Raw genomic sequence first — 18,531 nt, 5'->3', positions numbered from 1 at the left:
CAAGGTGGGATCAAGCGTCACATTTCGCTCCCAAAAGTCTGATAAAGCCGGACATTACCGCCAGCGCCGCTTCGGCATCCGCTGGCTCGACATGCTCGACCGGATTGTGGCTCACTCCGCCCCTGCAACGCAGGAACAGCATGGCGGTGGGGCAGAGCGCAGCCATGATCATCGCATCGTGCCCCGCGCCGGACACCAGCCGGAACGGACGGTGCCCCGCTTCTGCCGTTGCGGCATCGAGCAGGTCCATCAGCGCCGGATCGCAAGGGCTTGCTGGCAGATCGTGTACCTGCCGCACCGACAGCCCCAGGTCGCGCCGCCCAGCAATCCCACGGAACCTGCGCAGGATATCTTCCGCCGCCCGGTCCCGCACCGCCGCATCGCCCGCGCGCACATCAAGCGTGAACCGGCTGCGCCCCGCGATAACGTTGGCCGCGCCCGAAGGCACCTCGACCACGCCCACCGTGGCGACGAGATCGGCTGGCCCCGCCGTCGCCACCTCTTCAGCAGCGAGCACCATTTCCGCCATGCCTGCCACCGCATCGCGCCTCAGGGCCATCGCCGTGGTTCCCGCATGGCCCGCAGTGCCGCACAGCCCGATCTCGAACCGCAATTGCGCCGCGATCCCGGTCACGGTGCCCAGCGCCAGCCCTTCGGCTTCCAGCACCGGCCCCTGCTCGATATGGGCCTCAAGATAGCCAAGGATCTCGCCCGCCTCGCGTCTCGCCGATGGGTAAGCCGCAAGATCGAGCAGATCGCCCAGCCGCACGCCATCGCGGTCGGCCACGTCCAGCGTCGCGGGATCAAGTGTCCCTGCAACGGCGCGGCTGGTCAGCATGGCGGCAGGAAAGCGGCTCCCCTCCTCGTCGCCAAAGGCGTAGACCTCGATCGCGAACGGCAGGCGCACATCGCTCGCGGCCAACGCCGCAACCGCTTCGATCCCCAGCATGACCCCCAGCGGCCCGTCATAGGCCCCGGCATTTCGCACGCTGTCGATATGGCTGCCGATCACCAATGCCCGAGCGCCAGGCTCACGCCCCTCATAACGCCCGATCAGGTTCGCAGCTGCATCGCGCCAAACGGTCATGCCCGCCTCGGCCATCCACGCCGTAATCTGCTCCTGCGCCGCGTGGTAGGCAGGCGAGAGATACGTGCGCGTCAGCCCCTCGGCACTGTCGCTGAAAGGCTGAACGGCAAGCGCATCGCAGCGCGCAACGGCCCGGGCGCCGCCGCTCACCATGCCGCCACCCCGCCATCGCTGCGCGGATCGGTCGCGCCATCCAGCCGTCCATCCGGATGGCGCACGATCGCCCCGGCATGCCCCATTGTTGCGGTCAGCGGCCCGACCCGCTCCACCGCATGCCCCGCCGCTTCGAGCGCAGCATAAAGCTCGGGCGAAAAGCCATCCTCCAGCTTGAGCGTGGTCGACTGATCGCCCCAGGTTCGCCCCAGCAGCCAGCGCGGCGCGCTGATCGCTTCCTGCAAGTCTGTGCCGAACCGGGCGTACCGGCTGAACAGCGCCGCCTGCGTCTGCGGCTGCCCTTCCCCGCCCATCGTGCCATAGGCCATCACCCGCCCATCATCGAACTTCGCCAGCGCGGGATTGAGCGTGTGGAACGGCTTGCGATAGGGTTTGAGGGCATTCCAGCCGCTCTCTGCCAGCCGGAAGCTGCTGCCCCGGTTCTGCCACGTGATTCCGGTCTTCGGCAGCACCAGCCCCGAGCCGAACTCGAAATAGGTCGACTGGATCGCGCTTGCGACGCGCCCCTCGCCGTCAGCGGCGCCAAACCAGCAGGTATCGCCCCACTGCGGCGGCTGCGGCCACGGCAGCGCACACGCCGGATCGATCTTGGCCGCCAGCGCATCAAGCGCCGCCGCATCATCCAGCAGGCCCTGAAAATCGAACGCTGTGAAATCCGGATCGCCGACATGCCGGTCGCGTAGCAGGAACGCCTGCTTGGTCGCCTCGACCAGCCCATGGACATGGTCGAACCCGTCCGCAGCGTCCGCCCGCAGCCGGTCGAAAAGCGCTAGGATCATAAGCGAGGCAAAGCCCTGCGTCGGCGGTGCAGAGTTCCAGAGCTGCGCATCCTTCAACCGCACCGTCAGCGGTTCGGGCCGCGTCGCGACATGCGCCGCAAGGTCCGCTGCCGAGACCGGGCTACCAAGCGCTACAAGATCCGCCGCAATGTCCGCCGCGAGCGCGCCGGTGTAGAAGCTCTCGAGGCCCTCGTCACAAAGCCGCCGCAAGGTTTCCGCCAGTGCAGGCTGGCGCAGCACATCATCGCGGCGCAGCGGGCGCCCTTCAGGCTCGAAGATCGCTGCGTAGGAACCCGGCTGGACACGCAGTTCCGGGCCCTTCGCCTCGGCGATAGCAGCCTGACCCGCGGTAACTGCAACACCTGCTTCGGCATAGGCAATCGCATCGCGCAGCAGCCGGTCCAGCGGCCGCGAGCCGCCCGCGCCCGCCAGCGCCGCCGCCCAGCCCGAAATCGTCCCTGCGACCGTATTGGCCGCGAGCGGTCCGCGAAACGGCACTGCCTCCAGCCCGGCGTACATCGCAAGCGAGATCGCCCCCGCCGCCCCGCCGCAGCCATGGATGCCATGCACCGCGCCATCCGGCTCATGGATCACCCAGAACCCGTCCCCGCCGATCCCGGTCATATGCGGATAGACGACCGCAAGGCACGCCGCGACCGCCACGGTCGCCTCCACCGCATTGCCGCCATCCTGCAGCACGGACAGCCCCGCCTCCGCCGCCAGCCGATGCGGCGCGGTGACGATGCCCTTGCGGCCCGAGACGGTTGTCAGCCCCATCAGTTCGGCAGCGCTGCGACAAAGGCGCGCACCACATGCGCCGAGTTGGCCGAGGCGAGATGCTCGAAGACATATTCCATGTTCTTGTGCGGATCGCCGCCCGCAAGGTCCGAAAGGCTGCGGAACACGATCGCCGGTACCGCGTTGCTCATCGCCACCTGCATCACCGCGGCGCTTTCCATATCAAGCACCCGCGCCTTCCACGCGCGCTGCAGGTAGATGCGGAACGCGGCGTTGTCGGCATAGATGCCCGCGGTCACGCCCGTACCGCCAACCTGCACCTTGGGCATGCGCGGCAGGCATAGCGCTGAGCCCGCACGCATCTTGTCCGATGGGGGCACGCAACGTTCGAGCGTGATCGTGGGCACCACCTTCTTCGCCAGCGCCAGCAACTCGGCGTCGACCGGTATGCGGTACACCCGCTTCATCGGCGCGCTCGGCGTCGTTATCAGCGTCCCGCGCGGGAAGATGAAGTTCCAGTTTGCGGGCGAATCCGCATCGCCCTTGTCCGGCGGCATCCATCCCGTCTTGGTCTTCCGCGCGAACGAACCTTCAAGATACTGGCCCCAGTTTTCCGGCACCACGACATCGCCGATGGAAAGCGCCGGATCGACCCCGCCCGCGATCCCCGAAAACACGATCCGCTTCACATTGAACCGGTCGAGCACCAGCTGCGTGCTCATCGCCGCGTTCACCACGCTGACGCCGCTTTGCATCAACACGACCGGTTTGCCCTCAAGCGACCCCGTCAGGAAAGTATTGCCGTTGATCGTGTGTTCCTTGGCATCCTTGATCGTCGGCACGAGCGAATGCCATTCGGGATAGAACGCCGTCATCACCACCGTGCGCGGGGTGTCGTCGAGCTTCTGCGCCCAAGCTGGGGGCGCCAGCAGCGCTGCGATAGCGAGGAGAACAAGACGGATCATGCAGCAGCCATCCAGGCAAAGCGCGCCACGAACAGCGCGGCGAGCGTGTAGAGAAACCAGTCCTTCGTCGTGGCCTGCCCCTTGAGCAGCTTGAGCAAGGCATGGGCAGTGATGCCGAAGGCAAGGCCATTGGCGATCGAGAAGGTCAGCGGGATCATCGCGACGGTCAGGAACGCCGGGATCGCCGCCATCGGGTCCTCCCAGTCGACTTCGGTCAGCGGCAGCAGCATAAGCCCGCCGACCACGACGAGCGCCGGCGCCGTCGCTGCCAGCGGCACGAGGCTCGCATAAGGCGCGACGAACATCGTCGCGAGGAACAGCAGCCCGCAGACCACCGCCGTCAGCCCGGTGCGCCCGCCTGCCTGTACGCCCGCCGCGCTTTCGACATAGCTCGTCACGGTCGAGGTGCCTGCCATCGCGCCGACCATCGTCGCGACCGCATCCGTCATCAGGATGCGGTTGAGCCCCGGGATCTTCCCCGCCGCGTCCATCAGCCCGGCGCGCTTGGTCACCGCGACCAATGTGCCAATATTGTCGAACAAATCGACGAAGAGGAACACGAAGAGGATTTCCAGCAGCCCCAGCCCGGCCTTCCCAGAAAGACCGAAAACGCCCGGAATATCGAGCTTGAATGCCGTCGCCGTCAGTGCCGCTAGGCTGTAGGGCTCGGTCGGCGCATGGACCTGGCCCATCACCCAGCCGGCCAGCGTCGTCAGCACGATGCCGATCAGCATCGCGGCGCGCACGTTCCACACCGAAAGCGTACCGATCACGACGAGGCCGAACAGGGCCAGCGCGGGCCCCGGCTGCGTCACGCTGCCCAGAGCCACGAACGTTGCGGGATTGGCCACCACGATCCCCGCATCCTTCAACCCGATAAAGCCGATGAACAGCCCGATGCCGCCCGCCACCGCCGCAAACAGGTGCTGCGGGATCACCGAGACGATCAGCTGCCGCACCCCCGTCAAGGTCAGGATCAGGAAGGCAACGCCCGAAATGAACACGCAGCCGAGCGCCACCGGCCAGGGCACGCCCATCTGCTGCACCACGGTGAAGCTGAAATAGGCGTTGAGCCCCATGCCCGGCGCCAGCGCCAGCGGGGTGTTCGCCACCACGCCCATCAGGATTGAAGCAAAGGCCGCCGCAAAGCACGTCGCCGCCGCCACCGAGGCGACTGGCAATCCGGCCTGCCCGAGGATCGCCGGATTGACCAGCACGATGTAAGCCATCGTCAGGAAGGTGGTGAACCCTGCCAGCACTTCGGTGCGCACATCGGTGCCGCGCTCGCTGAGTTTGAACCGGGCCTCCAGCATTCCCCCAGTGTTTTCGGCCGTGGCCGCTTCGCCCGTCATGTCATTTCCCCCGCATAAGCCCCGGCCGGCATGCTCACGCCGGTCACGCCCCGTTCTTCAAGTTCATGCGCCAGCCGCAGCAGCGCGCCTTCCCCGCCCCGCTTGCCGATCAGTTGCAAGCCCAACGGGAGCGCGCCCGGACGCTTGAGCGGCACCGCCAGCACAGGAAGGCCCGTAAACGTGATTGACTGGGTATGGATGCCCAGATTGGACCGCGCCGGGCTAGGCTCGCCGTCGATCAGGATCATGGGATCCGCGATCAGCGGGGCGGCACAAGGCGCGGACGGTGCGAGCAGTACATCGAAGTCCGATACCAGTGCTTCGATCCGCGCCACATACTCGGTCCGGAACGCCAGGGCGCGCTCGTACAGCGCATCGGGCAGCAATGCTCCCGCGATCAGCCTGTCGCGCACCGCCGGATCATAGCCGAACGGATCGGCCTTGAGCGCCTCGCGGTGCAAATGGCCGCCTTCATACGCGGTGATGACGAAGGCCGCACTGCGCGCCCTCGGGACGTCCGGCAGGACAAGCAGCGGGGCATCGGGAGCAATCGCATCAATCGCGGCAAGCTGCGCCGGATCGGCATTCTCGCGGAAACGCCCCCCGAGCCGAGCGATCTTTGGCGCGACAGCACGGGGCTGAACGGCGCCGCCGCGCAGCACTTCCCACACCAACGCCAGATCGCCAAGGTCAGCCGCAAATGGCCCGATCTCGTCAAAGCTTTCGGCAAACGGGAACGTTCCGGCCACCGGCAGATCGCCGCGTGCTGGCCGCAGGCCATAGAGCCCGCACAGGCTTGCGGGTACGCGCACCGAACCGTTGGTGTCCGACCCCAACGCCAGCGGGACCAGCCCCGCCGCCACGGCTGCCGCTGATCCGCCGGAAGATCCACCAGCCAGACGCGCGGGATCATGCGGATTGCGCGTCGTCCCATAATCCGCGTTCACCGTGGCAAAACCATAGGCAAAGGCGTCCATATTGACCGTCGCACAAAGCACCGCGCCCGCTGCCTGCAACCGTCGCACCGCTTCGGCATCTGCCGCAGCCGCAGGCCCCTTGGCCCGTGCCGCCGAGCCCGCAGTGGTCGGCAAACCTTCAACGTCGAACAAGTCCTTCACCGCATAGGGCACGCCCGCCAGCTGCCCGGCGTCTTCCCCCCGCGCGATCCTGGCGTCGACCGCCCATGCTTCCGCCATCGCCCGCTCGGCCAGTACGCGGGTCACCGCCACATGCCTGTCGGCGCGCAAGGCATCGAGCGTGCGCGCTGCAACCGATGCAGCGCTGATGTCGCCCGAACGCACCGCAGCGGCAATGGCAGTTGCCGTCCTCATGCGCCGCCCTCGCCCAGTGCGATCCGCGCATGCTGCGTCAGCAGGGCAAGGTTGGCCTTTACGCCCGGACGGCATTCTTCCGGCACCGGCAGATCGATCTCCCCAGCCCGCGCCAGCATTGCGGCTTCATCCTGCGGCGGGAGCGGCAGTGCCGCAGCCGCAGCCGCCGCATCCAGTTCCTGCCGCCAGCGCCCTGCCAGCCACGCGCAGACGAACAGCTGCAACTGGTGGAAGATCATCAAGGGCAGGATCACCATGCCCACCTGCGCCGGAGCAAACAGTGCGCCCGCCATCGGCACGCCGGAAACGAGGCTCTTCTTCGAACCGCAGAACAGGAGCACGATGGCATCCTCGCGCTCAAGCCCCGCCGCCCGCGCAGCCACACCGTTCACCGCGATCACGATGGCGAGCATCACGGCAGAGGCCAGCAGCAGCACGCCGAGATCGAACGGCCCGACGCGCTGCCACACCCCGTTCACGACTGCCGCGCTGAACGCCGAATAGACCACGAGCAGCACCGAGGAGCGGTCCACCGGCTGGAGCAGCTTCTTGTGGCCATCGATCCAGGTGCCGATCACCGGCCGCAGCAAGTGCCCCGCCAGGAACGGCAGCAGCAACTGCGTCCCGATCTTCTGCACAGAGGCCCAATCGTCCATCCCGGCGTTCCCGCCCGAATGGATGAACACGGCTACCAGCAGCGGCGTCAGCACGATGCCGAGTAGATTCGAGAGCGAGGCACTGCACACCGCCGCCGCGACATTGCCGCCCGCCATCGCGGTAAAGGCAATCGAGCTCTGCACCGTCGAGGGCAGCAGCGCGAGGAACAGCAGCCCCACCGCCAGCGAGGGATCGATCACCCGCCCCGTCAGCGCCGCCGCCGCCAACCCCAGCGCCGGAAACAGGATGTAGGTGAAGGCCAGCGCCATCAGATGCAGCCGCCAGTGCCCGATCCCCGCAAGGACCGCTTCGCGCGATAGCTTGGCCCCGTGGAGGAAGAACAGCAGCACGATCGCACCGTCCGCCGCAATGTCGAACGCCGTCAGCACACCCCCGCGTGCGGGCAGCACGCTGGCCGCCACGACACAGCCCACCAGCCACAGCAGGAACGGATCGACCTTGGGTATCGTGATGCGCATGGCCATGGGTCCCGCCGCTATGCCGCGCCGCACCCTACCGAGCGAGCGCAATGAACCGGACGGTTTGTTGCAAAAAAGAGAGCGCTCGTCACCACTTGGCTATGCTCCATCCCCGGCGAGTACCGGCTCCTCGTCCGCCGTTTCGTGCGGCAGGATCAGGTTGAGCACGATCGCCATGATCGCCGCCGGCAGCACGCCCGAAGACAGCAGCATCCGCGCTGTCTCCGGCAAGTGCGCCAGCGCGGTCGGCTCAAGCTGCAGGCCCAGCGCCAGTGACAGGCTCACCCCGAACACCAGCATGTTGCGCTGGTTCCACGTGACGCCCGAGAGCATGGAAAGCGCCGCCGAAGCGACCATGCCGAACATCACGATCACCCCGCCGCCCAGCACTTCGATGGGGATCGTGGTGATCACCGCACCGATCTTGGGCACCAGTCCGCAGACGATCAGGAACAGCGCGCCAAGCGTCACCACGTGGCGGCTCATCATCCCCGTGATCGCGATCAGGCCGACGTTCTGGCTGAATGTGGTGTTGGGCATCGCGCCGAAGATCGCGGCCAGCGCCGTCCCCGCACCGTCCGCCGCCACCGCGCCCTTGAGTTCGGCATCGGTGGCAGGGCGCCCCGCCGTCCCCTCGCAGATTGCCTCGACATCACCGATGGACTCGATCGAGGAAACGAACCCCGTGAGCACGAAACCCAGCACCGCCGAAGCTGAGATAGCAAAGCCGAAGTGAAACGGCTGCGGGACCATGACCAGCGGCGCGGCGCCCACCGCAGCAAACGAAATCCGCCCGATCGCCAGTGCGACAAGATAGCCCGCCAACAACCCTAGCAGCACAGATGCCGTCGACCAGATCCCACGCGCGAAGAACTTGAGGCCGAGCGTCGCCAAAACCACCACCCCGGCCAGCAGCCAGCTTGTCCCTGCACCGAACGCGGGTGTACCCACCGCAGGCACACCGCCCGCCGCGTATTGCACCCCGATCCGCATCAGTGAGAGACCGATCATCAGCACGACAAGCCCGGTGATCATCGGCGGCAAGGCAAACCGCACGCGCCCGACGAAGACGCTGAGCGCGCCATGTACCAGCCCGCCGATGAGCGCCGCCGTGGTCAATTCCGCCATCGCGCCGACGCCGCGCCCCGCCACAATCGGGATCATCACCGGGATAAATGCAAAGCTCGTTCCCTGCACCAATGGCAGCCGCGCGCCGATGGGGCCAAAGCCGACCGTCTGCATCAAGGTGGCGATCCCGGCGAAGAGCATAGCCATCTGGATCATGTAGATGAGTTCCGAAGGGTCCGCCGAACCAAACCCGAAGCCCGCCGCCCCTGCGACGATAATCGGCGGGGTGAGGTTCGAAACAAACATCGCCAGCACGTGCTGGATGCCCAGAGGAAGCGCGAGAGCCATGCCGGGAAAGAAGTCCGGGTCACGGGCCTGGGAGCGGCTGACCGAAACAGGCAATGGCACGGCAGGCAGTCTCCTATCCGGTTGCGATCAGCCGATCGAGCGAGCGGCGCGCCGCCGCAAGAATGGACGCACGCGGCGACTGCACGAGGTCGCCCCGGCGCACGACGGCGCGCCCTTCGACGAACAGGTCGCGCACGCCCACAGGCGGCGCAAGCACCAGCCCCGCAACGAGATCCCACGCGCCGGTCGAGGCGATATCGGCCATGTCCCACACCGCCACGTCAGCGCGCAGGCCCGGCTTCAGCTGGCCCAGATCAGGCCGCCCCAGCACCGCCGCACCGCCGCGCGTCGCCAGCCGCAGCGCCTCGCGCGCGGCAAACGCGGTCGCGCCATGGGTCACCCGCTGGAGCAACAGCGCCTGCCGGGCTTCGCCGAGCAGGTTCGCGGTATCGTTCGAAGCCGAACCATCGACTCCCAACCCCACCGGAACACCCGCATCAACCATCGCTCTTACCGGGGCCACGCCCGAACCCAAGCGGCAGTTGGAACCGGGACAATGTGCGACGCCGGTCTTGCTCCGCGCAAACAGATCGATCTCGCCGTGGTCGAGCTGAACGCAGTGCGCATGCCACACATCGGGCCCGGTCCAGCCCAGTTCCTCGGCATATTGCCCCGGCCGGCAGCCGAACCGCTCGAGACTGAAGGCAACGTCATCGGCATCCTCAGCGAGATGCGTGTGCAGCATCACGCCCTTGTCGCGCGCCAGCAGGGCCGCATCGCGCATCAGTTCCCGGCTCACCGAAAACGGCGAACAAGGCGCCACGCCCACGCGCACCATCGCGCCATCTGCGGCATCGTGGAACCGGTCGATCACGCGGATGCAGTCGGCAAGAATCGCATCCTCGCGCTCGACGAGGCTGTCGGGCGGCAGCCCGCCTGCGCTCTCGCCCACGCTCATGCTCCCCCGTGTCGCGTGGAAGCGCACCCCGATCCCGGCGGCGGCATGGATGGTGTCGTCGAGCGTCACGCCATTGGGGAACAGGTAGAGATGGTCGCTGCTCAGCGAGCAGCCGGATAGCGCCAGTTCCGCCAGCCCCAACTGCGTCGCAGCGAACACGTCATCGGGCGTGTAGCGAGCCCAGACCGGATAGAGCCGCTTCAGCCAGCCGAACAGCGAAGCCTCGGTCGCCCCCGGCAAAGCGCGGGTCAGCGTCTGATACAAGTGGTGGTGCGTGTTGATCAGTCCCGGCGTCACCACGCAGCCGGCCGCTTCGACGATCTCGTCGGCATGGCCGGCCAGCGGCGTCAGTTCCGCCGTCGTGCCCACCGCGAGAACCACCCCATCGCGCAGCGCCACTGCACCGCCGGCAATTTCGCTGCCCGCATCGTCCATCGCGGCGACCACCGCCGCATTGCGGATCAGCGTCAGCGCCATGTCAGCTGCGCCCCGTCATTTCGGCGGGCTCGCTTCGTACTTGTCCCAGTGCGTGGTGATCTCGTCGACCACCTTTCCGCCCACCGCATAGAGGCTCTCGAGCGCCGCGGTCATCCCGGCATAACCCTGGTTCTCGCCGAGCAGATAGGGCGCGGGATCAATTCCCGGCGGCGGCATCGTGAAGTTGCTACCCGCGCGCAGCACCAGTACCCGGTCGCGGTCCGCCCTACCCACTTTGGTCAGGTATTCGATGGACTGGAACGTCCCTGTTTCCTCCATCGCGGAAGTCACGAACTCACCCTTCCCACGCGTCCAGAACTTCGTCCAATCGTTGGCCCACCGCGTCATCTTCGCGCCGTGCCAGAACGTCATCGCCGCCAGATTGTCGCCCTTCAGCACGAAAGGCGGCTTCTGCGCATTGGGGTAGCCGTTGAAAGCCTTGCGCGCCTCGGCAATCCGCGCGTCGTCGGGCAGCGGAATGTCCTTGGTGAGCGCAAAGGCCCAGTCCTGCAGCGCGGGATTTAGCTCGAACATCTCGCCGTTGACCGGCTCGAGCGGCGTCTTGTCCATCGGCCCCTTGCTGTGTAGCGCGAAATAGCCGCTGCTCCAGTCCTTGGGAATCTCGCGCGCATCGATCTCGTGCGCGATGTCGCCATCGATCAGGTAGCGCGCCCATGCCGCCGAACCGACCGAAGCATCCTCCGGATCGATCCCGGCAATCCCCGCGACGAGCCAATAGGCCTTTGACAGATCGAGCCGGTCATCCAGCCCCAGCGCCAGCGTGGCGGTCGCCGACTTGATCGAACCCATGCCGGTCACGATCGCCAGCACGCCTGTTTCGGGATCATAGGCGAGATTGTGCCAGCCTTGCGGGAACTCCAGCGTTTCGCTCAGGTGGCGGCGCTCTTTCCAGAGCTGGAATTCGCCCGGCTTGTCGCCGGTATCCTTGCCGATCTCGAACATGGTGACGACGACCACGCGCACCGGAAGCTTTGCTGCACAGGGCCGAGCCGGAATGCAGGACTTGACCGCCGAAAGCGTAGCGGCGTCTGCGACGGGCGCCGCTTTGGCAATTGTGGGAGCCAGCAAGGCCGCGGCAAAGCTTGCGAGAGGCGCAAGAAAGCGCATGGGTCGGATCACCCTGAAATCATGTCAGAAAGGTGCGAGGGACGACACCTGCCGCCCCTCGCCCATTGCGCTCGGTCAGAACTTATAGACGACCGAGGCCTGCCAGTTGCGCGGACGCTCGGGCAGCGCGATCGTGCTGCCGAAGAGTTCCGTGAAGTTGGCGCGGAAGTACTTTGCATCCGTCGCGTTCTTCATGACCGCACGGAACAGCCACCGGCCGGTGGTGTAAGAAGCGCTGAGATCGACCAGCGTGTAGGCAGGGAGCCTGACGACCTGCGACTGACCCGAGAACACCGACGGCACATGCGTGATGCTGCCGGCGAACGCGAGGCCGTTGTCGAACGAGTAGGTCGCGGTCGCCGAGTAGAGATCCTCGGGGATACCGGCGCGGCGCGAAGCATTGCGGTTGGGGATCGGCACCAGACCGATCGGCTGACCGCCGAGGAAGAGCGCCGGATCAATGCCCTTCAGGTCCTCGATACCGAAGAAGCTGAAAAGCGACCCATCGCCGATTGCCGTCAGGTTCTCGACCTTGGTCTTGGTGTAGTTGGCCGAGACAAGGAAGTGCTTGTCGACCGACCAGCGCAGTTCGGCCTCGATACCCCTGGTCTCGACCGCCTGATTGGTAACGATGGCCTGCGCATTCCGGTCCACGCGGGTCTGCTTGTAGACGGAGACCGCCGCGTACAGGCGGTTATTCAGCCAAGACCCCTTGATGCCGCCTTCATAGAGCTTCGAAGCGCTGATGAACGCGCCCGACAGCGCGTCAGCCACGGTGATCTCCGCGCCCTGGCCGGCGATGATCGTCGACTGGCGAGAGATGGTCGCGTAGGGAATCAGACCCAGCGGCAACTTGTAGTTTGCGCTGGCCGACCACGACCAACCGCCCTTCGACGTCTTGGCCGATCCTGCCCCGCCCGGAAACTCGAGTTTGTCGGCTCGGTCCGCTGTCGTCACCCGGACGTGGTCGTAGCGGGCACCCAACGTGAGATCCAGACCGAAGTTGAAATCGAGGTTGGTAAGGCCAGCGAACCCGAGGTCGGTATAATGGCCGACGTTGTAGTTCGCGTAGTTGCAGTCGCACTCGGTCGAGAGCAGGCGATCCGAAAGCGCATTGTAGCCCTTGGTCAGATCGACGCGGTTGAAATACTCGTAGAAGAAGTCATCACCGTGCTTGAAATTGGTGTAGCGGATCGAGGGCGAGAGTTCGATTGAGAACTTGCCGATATCGGTCTTGAAAACCTTCGAGACAACAATGCGATCTTCAATGACATAGGATTTGTGAAATTGTGAGAAACCATACTGGTTCTCATTGTCATTCTTGTAACCATCGTAGAAGAACTGGTTCTTGATCTCGAGATCATTGCCAGCATCGAAGATGAGATCAAGATACGCTGTGTTGGCGATGTTGTTGAGCTTGTCGTCTTCTGCCGTCAGCGTGTTGCGGCGGCTGAGCTTCGCAGTACCGACATTAGACAGACGCATGGCCGGATTGGTGAAGCAGGCCGCGGTGATCGACGATGCAAACGGGTTTCCGCCGCAAGCAAAGCCGCCAAATGGATTGAGGTTGGCAACACGCGCTTCGGCAGCAGAGATTTGACCGTCGCCATTGGTATCAAGCGGCTGCGCATCACCGGTGATATAGTTGCCGTTGTCGATCAGATCCTGCGTCAGGCGGTTCCAGCCACCGTTTTGCTGGCCCTTGAAGTTGTGGTGCATGCCGCCGAACTCGAGGCGCAGATTGGGCGTGAGGTCGGTATCGAAGGCCGCCTGCAGGATCGTCTGGCGGGTCGACATGTTGCGATAGTAGCTGCCCGAGTCTTCAATCTGGGCGTAGAGGCTGTAGCCGAATTCCTGGTTGCCGATCTTGCCCGGACCGCGCACCTGCGCGCTGAGCACGTTGCGGGCCCAGCTGCCACTGGTGTACGAGAGCTGGCCCTCGGGGCTGTCGAGGAACTTGCCGCCGGCCGCACGCGCCGTCAGCGGCACGAAGTTGATGTAGCCGCCGGTCTTCGACGGACCATAGATCGGCGAAGCCGGCCCACGCACGATGTCGACGCGGTCGGACGCGCCGATCGGGGTCGGGTAGTTGCCGGGGTTGTCGAGGCGGCGGATACCGCGGAAGTAGACTTCGCCAGGGGTGCCGCGAATGTCGAGCGCGCCGCCGACGCCGAAGAACGAGTTGGTGAACACGCCTGGCGATTGCGAAACGAGGTCGTAGATTTCGGTGATGCCGAAGCGCTCGATCTGCTCCTTCGAGACGGTCGAGGCCGAGCGCGGGGTCTCGACGAGGTTCTTGTCGAAACCGAAGATCGAGCCGACGTCCTTGACCGGCAGCGCGTTCAGCGAGCCGACAACGACGATTTCTTCCTTCTTGGGCTCATCGGCTGCAGGCGCTTCCTGCGCGAAGGCGGGCGCGGTGAGCGCGGTGCAACCAAGCAGCGCCACAAGGCCTTTCATAAAGTGACGGGGCGCAGAAAACCGCGCTGAATTGTTCGGGTGAAGCATCGAGTAGACCCCCTGGGACGCAAAAGGCGCACTGCCTTCACCTGCCGTGAAGGCTGCCATGCGCGTGGTTGAACCGCGCCTCTCCCGCAAACCACCGGACATCTTCCCCGCCGTCATGCCGCTGTTCGCAGCATCCCCTCGGCCGGGCGCGCCCGCTTTTTTATGATGCCACCGCAGCGGCAATTCGTATTACGCTCTTAAGACACCTTCTTTGCCCGCGCCAGACGCTCGGCCTCATACGTTGCAAATTGGTGTTCAAGATTGACTTGCAGCCGCGCCTTCTCGTTGCCCGCCAGATACTTGGCGCAAGAAGGTGTGGCAAAATCAGCACAGACGAGCACGGGCACCAGCTTGACCGGATCGGCCCACAGCGCCTCGCCGGGCACGAAGGAATACTGCAATCCTGCCCGCGCAATCTGCTTGAGCTCCGGATAGGTCAGTCCCTGCTCGCGCACCGCGCGGACATATTCGTTGGTCATGTCCGAGCGCAGGACGCCCTCGTCGTCGGTCGAAAGCGCCACCGGGACACCATGCGCGCGATAGAGGTTCAGCGGATGATCCGCACCCTTCACGCCGAGGATCACTGCATTGCTGGTGAGGTTGATCTCGACTGCGATCCCCTCTTGCGCCATGCGCGCCATGGTGTCTTCGGCCTTGTCCTCGAAGGCGATGCCGGTGCCGTGACCGATCCGTCTCGCTCCCACCGCCACGGCCTGCGCGATATGGTCCTTGAGGTCGGCCGGCGGCACCTGACCCAGCGTCACTTCGCCGGCATGGAGCGTGAGCTTCACGCGCGGGTACTTTGCGGCAAGGAAGCGGATCATCGCCATGTGGAGCGCATAGTCACGCCGCGCCAGCCACGCGTCTTCAGGCATCACGATGTTGACGCCGACATAGCGCGGATCGGCATCGGCCATCATGAAGCCGAGGATCAGCGAGCGGTAGACCTGCCGGGGCGGCAGCGCCCGCAGCGCCTGAAACAGGTAGTGCACCGCGACGTTGCAGGCGGCTTCGGCAGCAGGCGTGCCGCAGGCCATGGCCCTGGCTGAAGCCGCCTCGTCGGCATCGAGTTCGGCCCTCGCCTTCGGAATCAGCGGGGCAAATTGCTTCGCTTCGCCAGCATGGACCGCCGACAGTTGAGCCTCTGCAATCGGTGCATCACCCGCCGCACGCACCACGGAAACCAGCGTCACCGTGTTGTGATCCAGCTCGAGGTACGAAACGTTGTCCCCCGCTGCGATGCGCCGCGTGGCGGACAGCATCTGCGCGGTCTCACCACCCATTTTCCCGAAGCGATCGAACGAGCGGAAAAACTGGGTGTGGCCAGAGGCATCGTTCTGCCCCACCCCGCGCTGGAAGCCGCGCGTCGACATCGCGTCGATCAGGCGGTCCATGCCGAATTCGTTATTGGCGGCGAACGTCTCGATCGCGCGCTCGGCCGGGCACGGCGGCGGTTCCACGCTGAGACCCGTCCCGTCGACGCAGAAGCCTTTGGCCGCAGCCCAGGTCAGGTAATCCTCGGCATAGATCGCGCCGCCGAGGTGATTGTGGAGATCGCCGCCCTTGGGCATGCCGCGCAGCAGCACGCGCAGCGTCGGCGGGCTTTCGCGCGCTGCCTCGATGAGCTTGGCGACGGCGGCCTCGCGCGCAGTGTCGTTGAGGACAGGTTGGGCCAAGGCAGGCGCAGCAGACAGTCCCGCGCCGAGCGCGCAGCTTGTCGTTGCCAACCATCCCCCTGCCCAGCGACCCAACTCAAGACCCCGTTCTTTGCACTGCGCCATTTTTTTGCACTGCAGCGTGACTATGGCCTTGACGTGTATCGCGCAAATGCAATGAATCGCGCAAGGTGTTGCGAAAATTAGGCAGGGTATAACGAGTGCCGGCATTCTCCCGTTTTCTGCGCTATTTCCTCGCGGTCGGCCGTCTCGGCTCGATCCGCAAGGCGGCGGACGAGCTCAATGTCTCGGCCTCCGCGATCGACCGGCAGATCCTCAATGTCGAGGCCGAGATCGGCATGCCGCTGTTCGAGCGCTTGCCCACCGGCCTGCGCCTTACCGCAGCGGGCGAGATCATGATGGCCGCCGGCGGACGCTGGCAGAAAAGCCTTGCCGAGGTGCGCGCGCAGATCGAGGACTTGCGCGGGCTCAAGCGCGGCCATGTCGAGATCGCGGTGATCGATGCGCTGGCCAAGGGCGTGATCCCCGCCGCAGTCCACGCCCTGCAGAGCCGCTACCCCGGCATCACCATCGAACTCAAGGTCGCATCCAACGATCAGGTGCGCCGCATGATCGCCACGGGCGAAGTCGATTTCGGCGTGTTCTTCGGCCCGGAATCCTATCGTGACATCACGGTGCGCGCCTTCGTGGAAGTCCACCTCGGCTTCATCACGCCCGCCGGCCACCCCTTCGGCGAGCAGGCCGAGGCGCGGTTTTCCGCCTGCGTCGGTTCGCCCGTGGTGGTGCCTTCCAGCCCGCTGGCGGTCAACCAGCAGATCGCCGTGCTTGAAGGCACCACGCGGCTGACGCTGGAGCGCAAGGCGGCCAGCAACAACATCCAGATGATCACCAGCCTCGTAATGGAAGGTGTCGGCATCGGCATTCTCACCTCGCTCGACGTCGTGACCGAAGTGCGCGCAGGCCTGCTTTCGTTCACCCGCATTTCCGATCCGGTGCTGCGCCCGATGACGCTCGCGCTGTGCACTGCCTCCGCCCGCCCGCCGAGCTATGCCGCCGATATCGTGCTGGGCGAAATCCAGAGCGCCTTCGGCCAACTGGCATGGCCCGGACCGAACGCCAGCATTTCCGGTTGAAAACGCCCCCCTGGCGCAATTGCGGTCCGCGCGGTGAACCGGTAACGGCTCTGCTTTGCCGCCCGACAAACGGACCTGCCATGACCGAAGCTGCCGCCCCCGTGCTGAACTACATTGCTTACGAGGATTTCCTCAGCAGCGTGCGCAAGCTGTCGCGGCTTCTGGCCGAGGACAGCTGGAAGGCGGACTTCATCATCGGCATCGGCCGCGGCGGCCTCGTCCCCGCAGTCTACATCAGCCATGAACTGCAAGTGCCGATGCTCTCGATCGACCATTCGTCGAAAGTTCCCGGCTTTGCCGACGAACTGCTCGGCAAGGTAGCAGACAAGTCCACCACGGGAACCAAGCTGCTGTTCGTCGATGACATCAACGACAGCGGCGGCACGATCGTCTACATCCGCAATCTGCTGGCGGAAAACGGCTGCAATCCTGACAATTTGCGTTTCGCCGTGCTCAAGGACAATTGCCGCTCGAAGGCGCGCGTCGACTACACCGCCGAAGTGATCGACCGCGCGGAAGACAAGCGCTGGTTCGTCTTCCCCTGGGAAGCGGTGATGACGGCGGAAACGCTGGCTGAGGAAGCACAAGCGGTTCCCGAGCGGCTGGGCGGCTAACCGCCGAACTTGAACCCGTTCATTACCGCCCACGTCAGCGCAGCGACCACCACAATCCCCGCCAATGCTGCGACTGGCGACCACTTCACATCAGGGGTCGCTTCGCCTTTCGCGCGGTCGCGCTTGCCGGTGATCATCGGCCCGATCAGGTTCTGCGCATTGAGCACCTGATAGTAGCCGATCGCCAGCACATGGAGGCCGATCACCGCCAGCGCCGCCTTGAATACGCTTTCGTGCCATTCGGATGCCATGCGGCCCTGATCAAAACTCACCCAATCGGCCAGCGGCCCGGATTCGATCCCGTCGACATCGACCGCAAAGAGGCCTGCCAGCGTGATGGTGAGCACCACGGCGAGCAGCGCCACCACACTCCAACCGCCGAGCGGATTGTGCCCGTCAGATGGAGCTTCGGGATCGTGGGTCTTGAGGTAGGCCATTATCGCGCCCGGCCCCTTCAGAAACTGAGCAAAGCGCGCAGTGCGGCCACCGGCAAAGCCCCAGAAAATCCGGAACACGACCAGCGCGAAGATGGCGTATCCCGCTTGCCGGTGGCGATCCATTTCGTGGTTCTCGCCGCTCCACCAGGCGAAGAAGAACAGCGTAATCAGGCTCCAGTGGAACACCCGCACGAACGGGTCCCACACCTTTACGGTCTCGCTTTCGGTGCTCATCGGGCGCCTATTCCTCGGCGCGGAACTGCCGGTGGCAGGCCGCGCAGGTGCCGCCGACAACCTTGAACTGCGCCAACACTGCTGCCGTATTCCCCGAACCCGCTATCCCGGCCAGCTTGTCTGCTTCAGCGACCAACTTGCCGGCAGCGGCATCGAAAGTGGGCTTCTGTGTCCAGATCGCAGGGAGCGCGTCGGTCTTCACACCGGAAGACGGCCCGGTCCCCGCCGGAAACAACCCGCCCTGCAGCCTTGCAGTGGCCGCCAAAGTGCGTGCCGCGGCCAGCAGCTTGGCCTTGTCCGCCCCGGCGCCAAGCTCGTCCTTGAGCGCCTTCATCGCGCCGCCCATTTTCTTGAAGTTCGCCTGCCGCGTCGCGATTGTCTCGGCAGG

General features: G+C 65.4%; 15 protein-coding genes. 2 read left to right on the top strand and 13 right to left on the bottom strand.

Going from position 1 to position 18,531, the window contains the following annotated elements; genetic code table 11:
• Positions 1-10: 10 nt before the first annotated feature.
• The 11 genes from IP83_RS05400 to IP83_RS05350 all read right to left on the bottom strand — a co-directional run bounded on the left by IP83_RS05400 (position 11) and on the right by IP83_RS05350 (position 15,725).
• Positions 11-1,240: an allantoate amidohydrolase gene (locus IP83_RS05400; protein WP_054121193.1), complete on the bottom strand. Its 1,230-nt coding sequence runs from the start codon at positions 1,238-1,240 to the stop codon at positions 11-13.
• Positions 1,234-2,817 (bottom strand): gamma-glutamyltransferase family protein, encoded by a 1,584-nt coding sequence (locus tag IP83_RS05395; RefSeq protein ID WP_054121192.1) that lies wholly within the window; start codon positions 2,815-2,817, stop codon positions 1,234-1,236. Before IP83_RS05395 ends, IP83_RS05400 begins: the two co-directional genes overlap by 7 nt.
• A complete protein-coding gene (locus tag IP83_RS05390) occupies positions 2,817-3,743 on the bottom strand; it encodes a 5'-methylthioadenosine/S-adenosylhomocysteine nucleosidase (RefSeq protein WP_054121191.1) in 927 nt (308 codons plus the stop codon). Before IP83_RS05390 ends, IP83_RS05395 begins: the two co-directional genes overlap by 1 nt.
• A complete protein-coding gene (locus IP83_RS05385; protein WP_054121190.1) occupies positions 3,740-5,095 on the bottom strand; it encodes an NCS2 family permease in 1,356 nt (451 codons plus the stop codon). Before IP83_RS05385 ends, IP83_RS05390 begins: the two co-directional genes overlap by 4 nt.
• Entirely contained in the window at positions 5,092-6,426 is a 1,335-nt protein-coding gene (locus IP83_RS05380; RefSeq protein WP_054121189.1) for an AtzE family amidohydrolase, read from the bottom strand. Before IP83_RS05380 ends, IP83_RS05385 begins: the two co-directional genes overlap by 4 nt.
• Entirely contained in the window at positions 6,423-7,562 is a 1,140-nt protein-coding gene (locus tag IP83_RS05375) for a bile acid:sodium symporter family protein (RefSeq protein WP_054121188.1), read from the bottom strand. The genes IP83_RS05380 and IP83_RS05375 overlap by 4 nt, the downstream gene beginning before the upstream one ends.
• A gap of 99 nt (positions 7,563-7,661) precedes the next feature.
• Positions 7,662-8,978 carry a uracil-xanthine permease family protein gene (locus tag IP83_RS05370; RefSeq protein ID WP_082364506.1) on the bottom strand — a complete coding sequence of 439 codons (1,317 nt, stop codon included), beginning with the start codon at positions 8,976-8,978 and terminating at the stop codon, positions 7,662-7,664.
• 73 nt (positions 8,979-9,051) lie between these two features.
• A complete protein-coding gene (locus IP83_RS05365) occupies positions 9,052-10,413 on the bottom strand; it encodes an 8-oxoguanine deaminase (RefSeq protein WP_054121186.1) in 1,362 nt (453 codons plus the stop codon).
• A gap of 15 nt (positions 10,414-10,428) precedes the next feature.
• Positions 10,429-11,502 carry a purine nucleoside permease gene (locus IP83_RS05360; protein ID WP_231624915.1) on the bottom strand — a complete coding sequence of 358 codons (1,074 nt, stop codon included), beginning with the start codon at positions 11,500-11,502 and terminating at the stop codon, positions 10,429-10,431.
• 114 nt (positions 11,503-11,616) lie between these two features.
• Complete coding sequence (locus IP83_RS05355) at positions 11,617-14,001, bottom strand: TonB-dependent siderophore receptor (RefSeq protein WP_054121185.1); 2,385 nt, start codon at positions 13,999-14,001, stop codon at positions 11,617-11,619.
• 245 nt (positions 14,002-14,246) lie between these two features.
• A complete protein-coding gene (locus IP83_RS05350; RefSeq protein ID WP_197274282.1) occupies positions 14,247-15,725 on the bottom strand; it encodes an adenosine deaminase in 1,479 nt (492 codons plus the stop codon).
• A 200-nt stretch (positions 15,726-15,925) separates the two neighbouring features.
• On the opposite strand from IP83_RS05350, the gene IP83_RS05345 reads away from it, so the two are divergent.
• On the top strand, positions 15,926-16,858 hold the full coding sequence (locus tag IP83_RS05345) for a LysR family transcriptional regulator (protein WP_054121184.1): 933 nt from the start codon (positions 15,926-15,928) through the stop codon (positions 16,856-16,858).
• An 80-nt stretch (positions 16,859-16,938) separates the two neighbouring features.
• Positions 16,939-17,472, top strand: coding sequence for a phosphoribosyltransferase (locus tag IP83_RS05340; RefSeq protein WP_054121183.1), 534 nt, complete (start codon positions 16,939-16,941; stop codon positions 17,470-17,472).
• Here the strand turns inward: IP83_RS05340 and IP83_RS05335 are convergent.
• Positions 17,469-18,143: a cytochrome b/b6 domain-containing protein gene (locus IP83_RS05335; RefSeq protein ID WP_054121182.1), complete on the bottom strand. Its 675-nt coding sequence runs from the start codon at positions 18,141-18,143 to the stop codon at positions 17,469-17,471. The genes IP83_RS05340 and IP83_RS05335 overlap by 4 nt on opposite strands.
• A gap of 7 nt (positions 18,144-18,150) precedes the next feature.
• The coding region (locus tag IP83_RS05330) for a cytochrome c (protein ID WP_054121181.1) at positions 18,151-18,531 on the bottom strand (381 nt) is incomplete at its 5' end.

This window comes from Novosphingobium sp. AAP93, assembly GCF_001296055.1.
GTDB lineage: Bacteria > Pseudomonadota > Alphaproteobacteria > Sphingomonadales > Sphingomonadaceae > Novosphingobium.
Note: the sequence above shows the minus strand (reverse complement) of the source record. Positions and strands in the feature narration are given on the sequence as shown.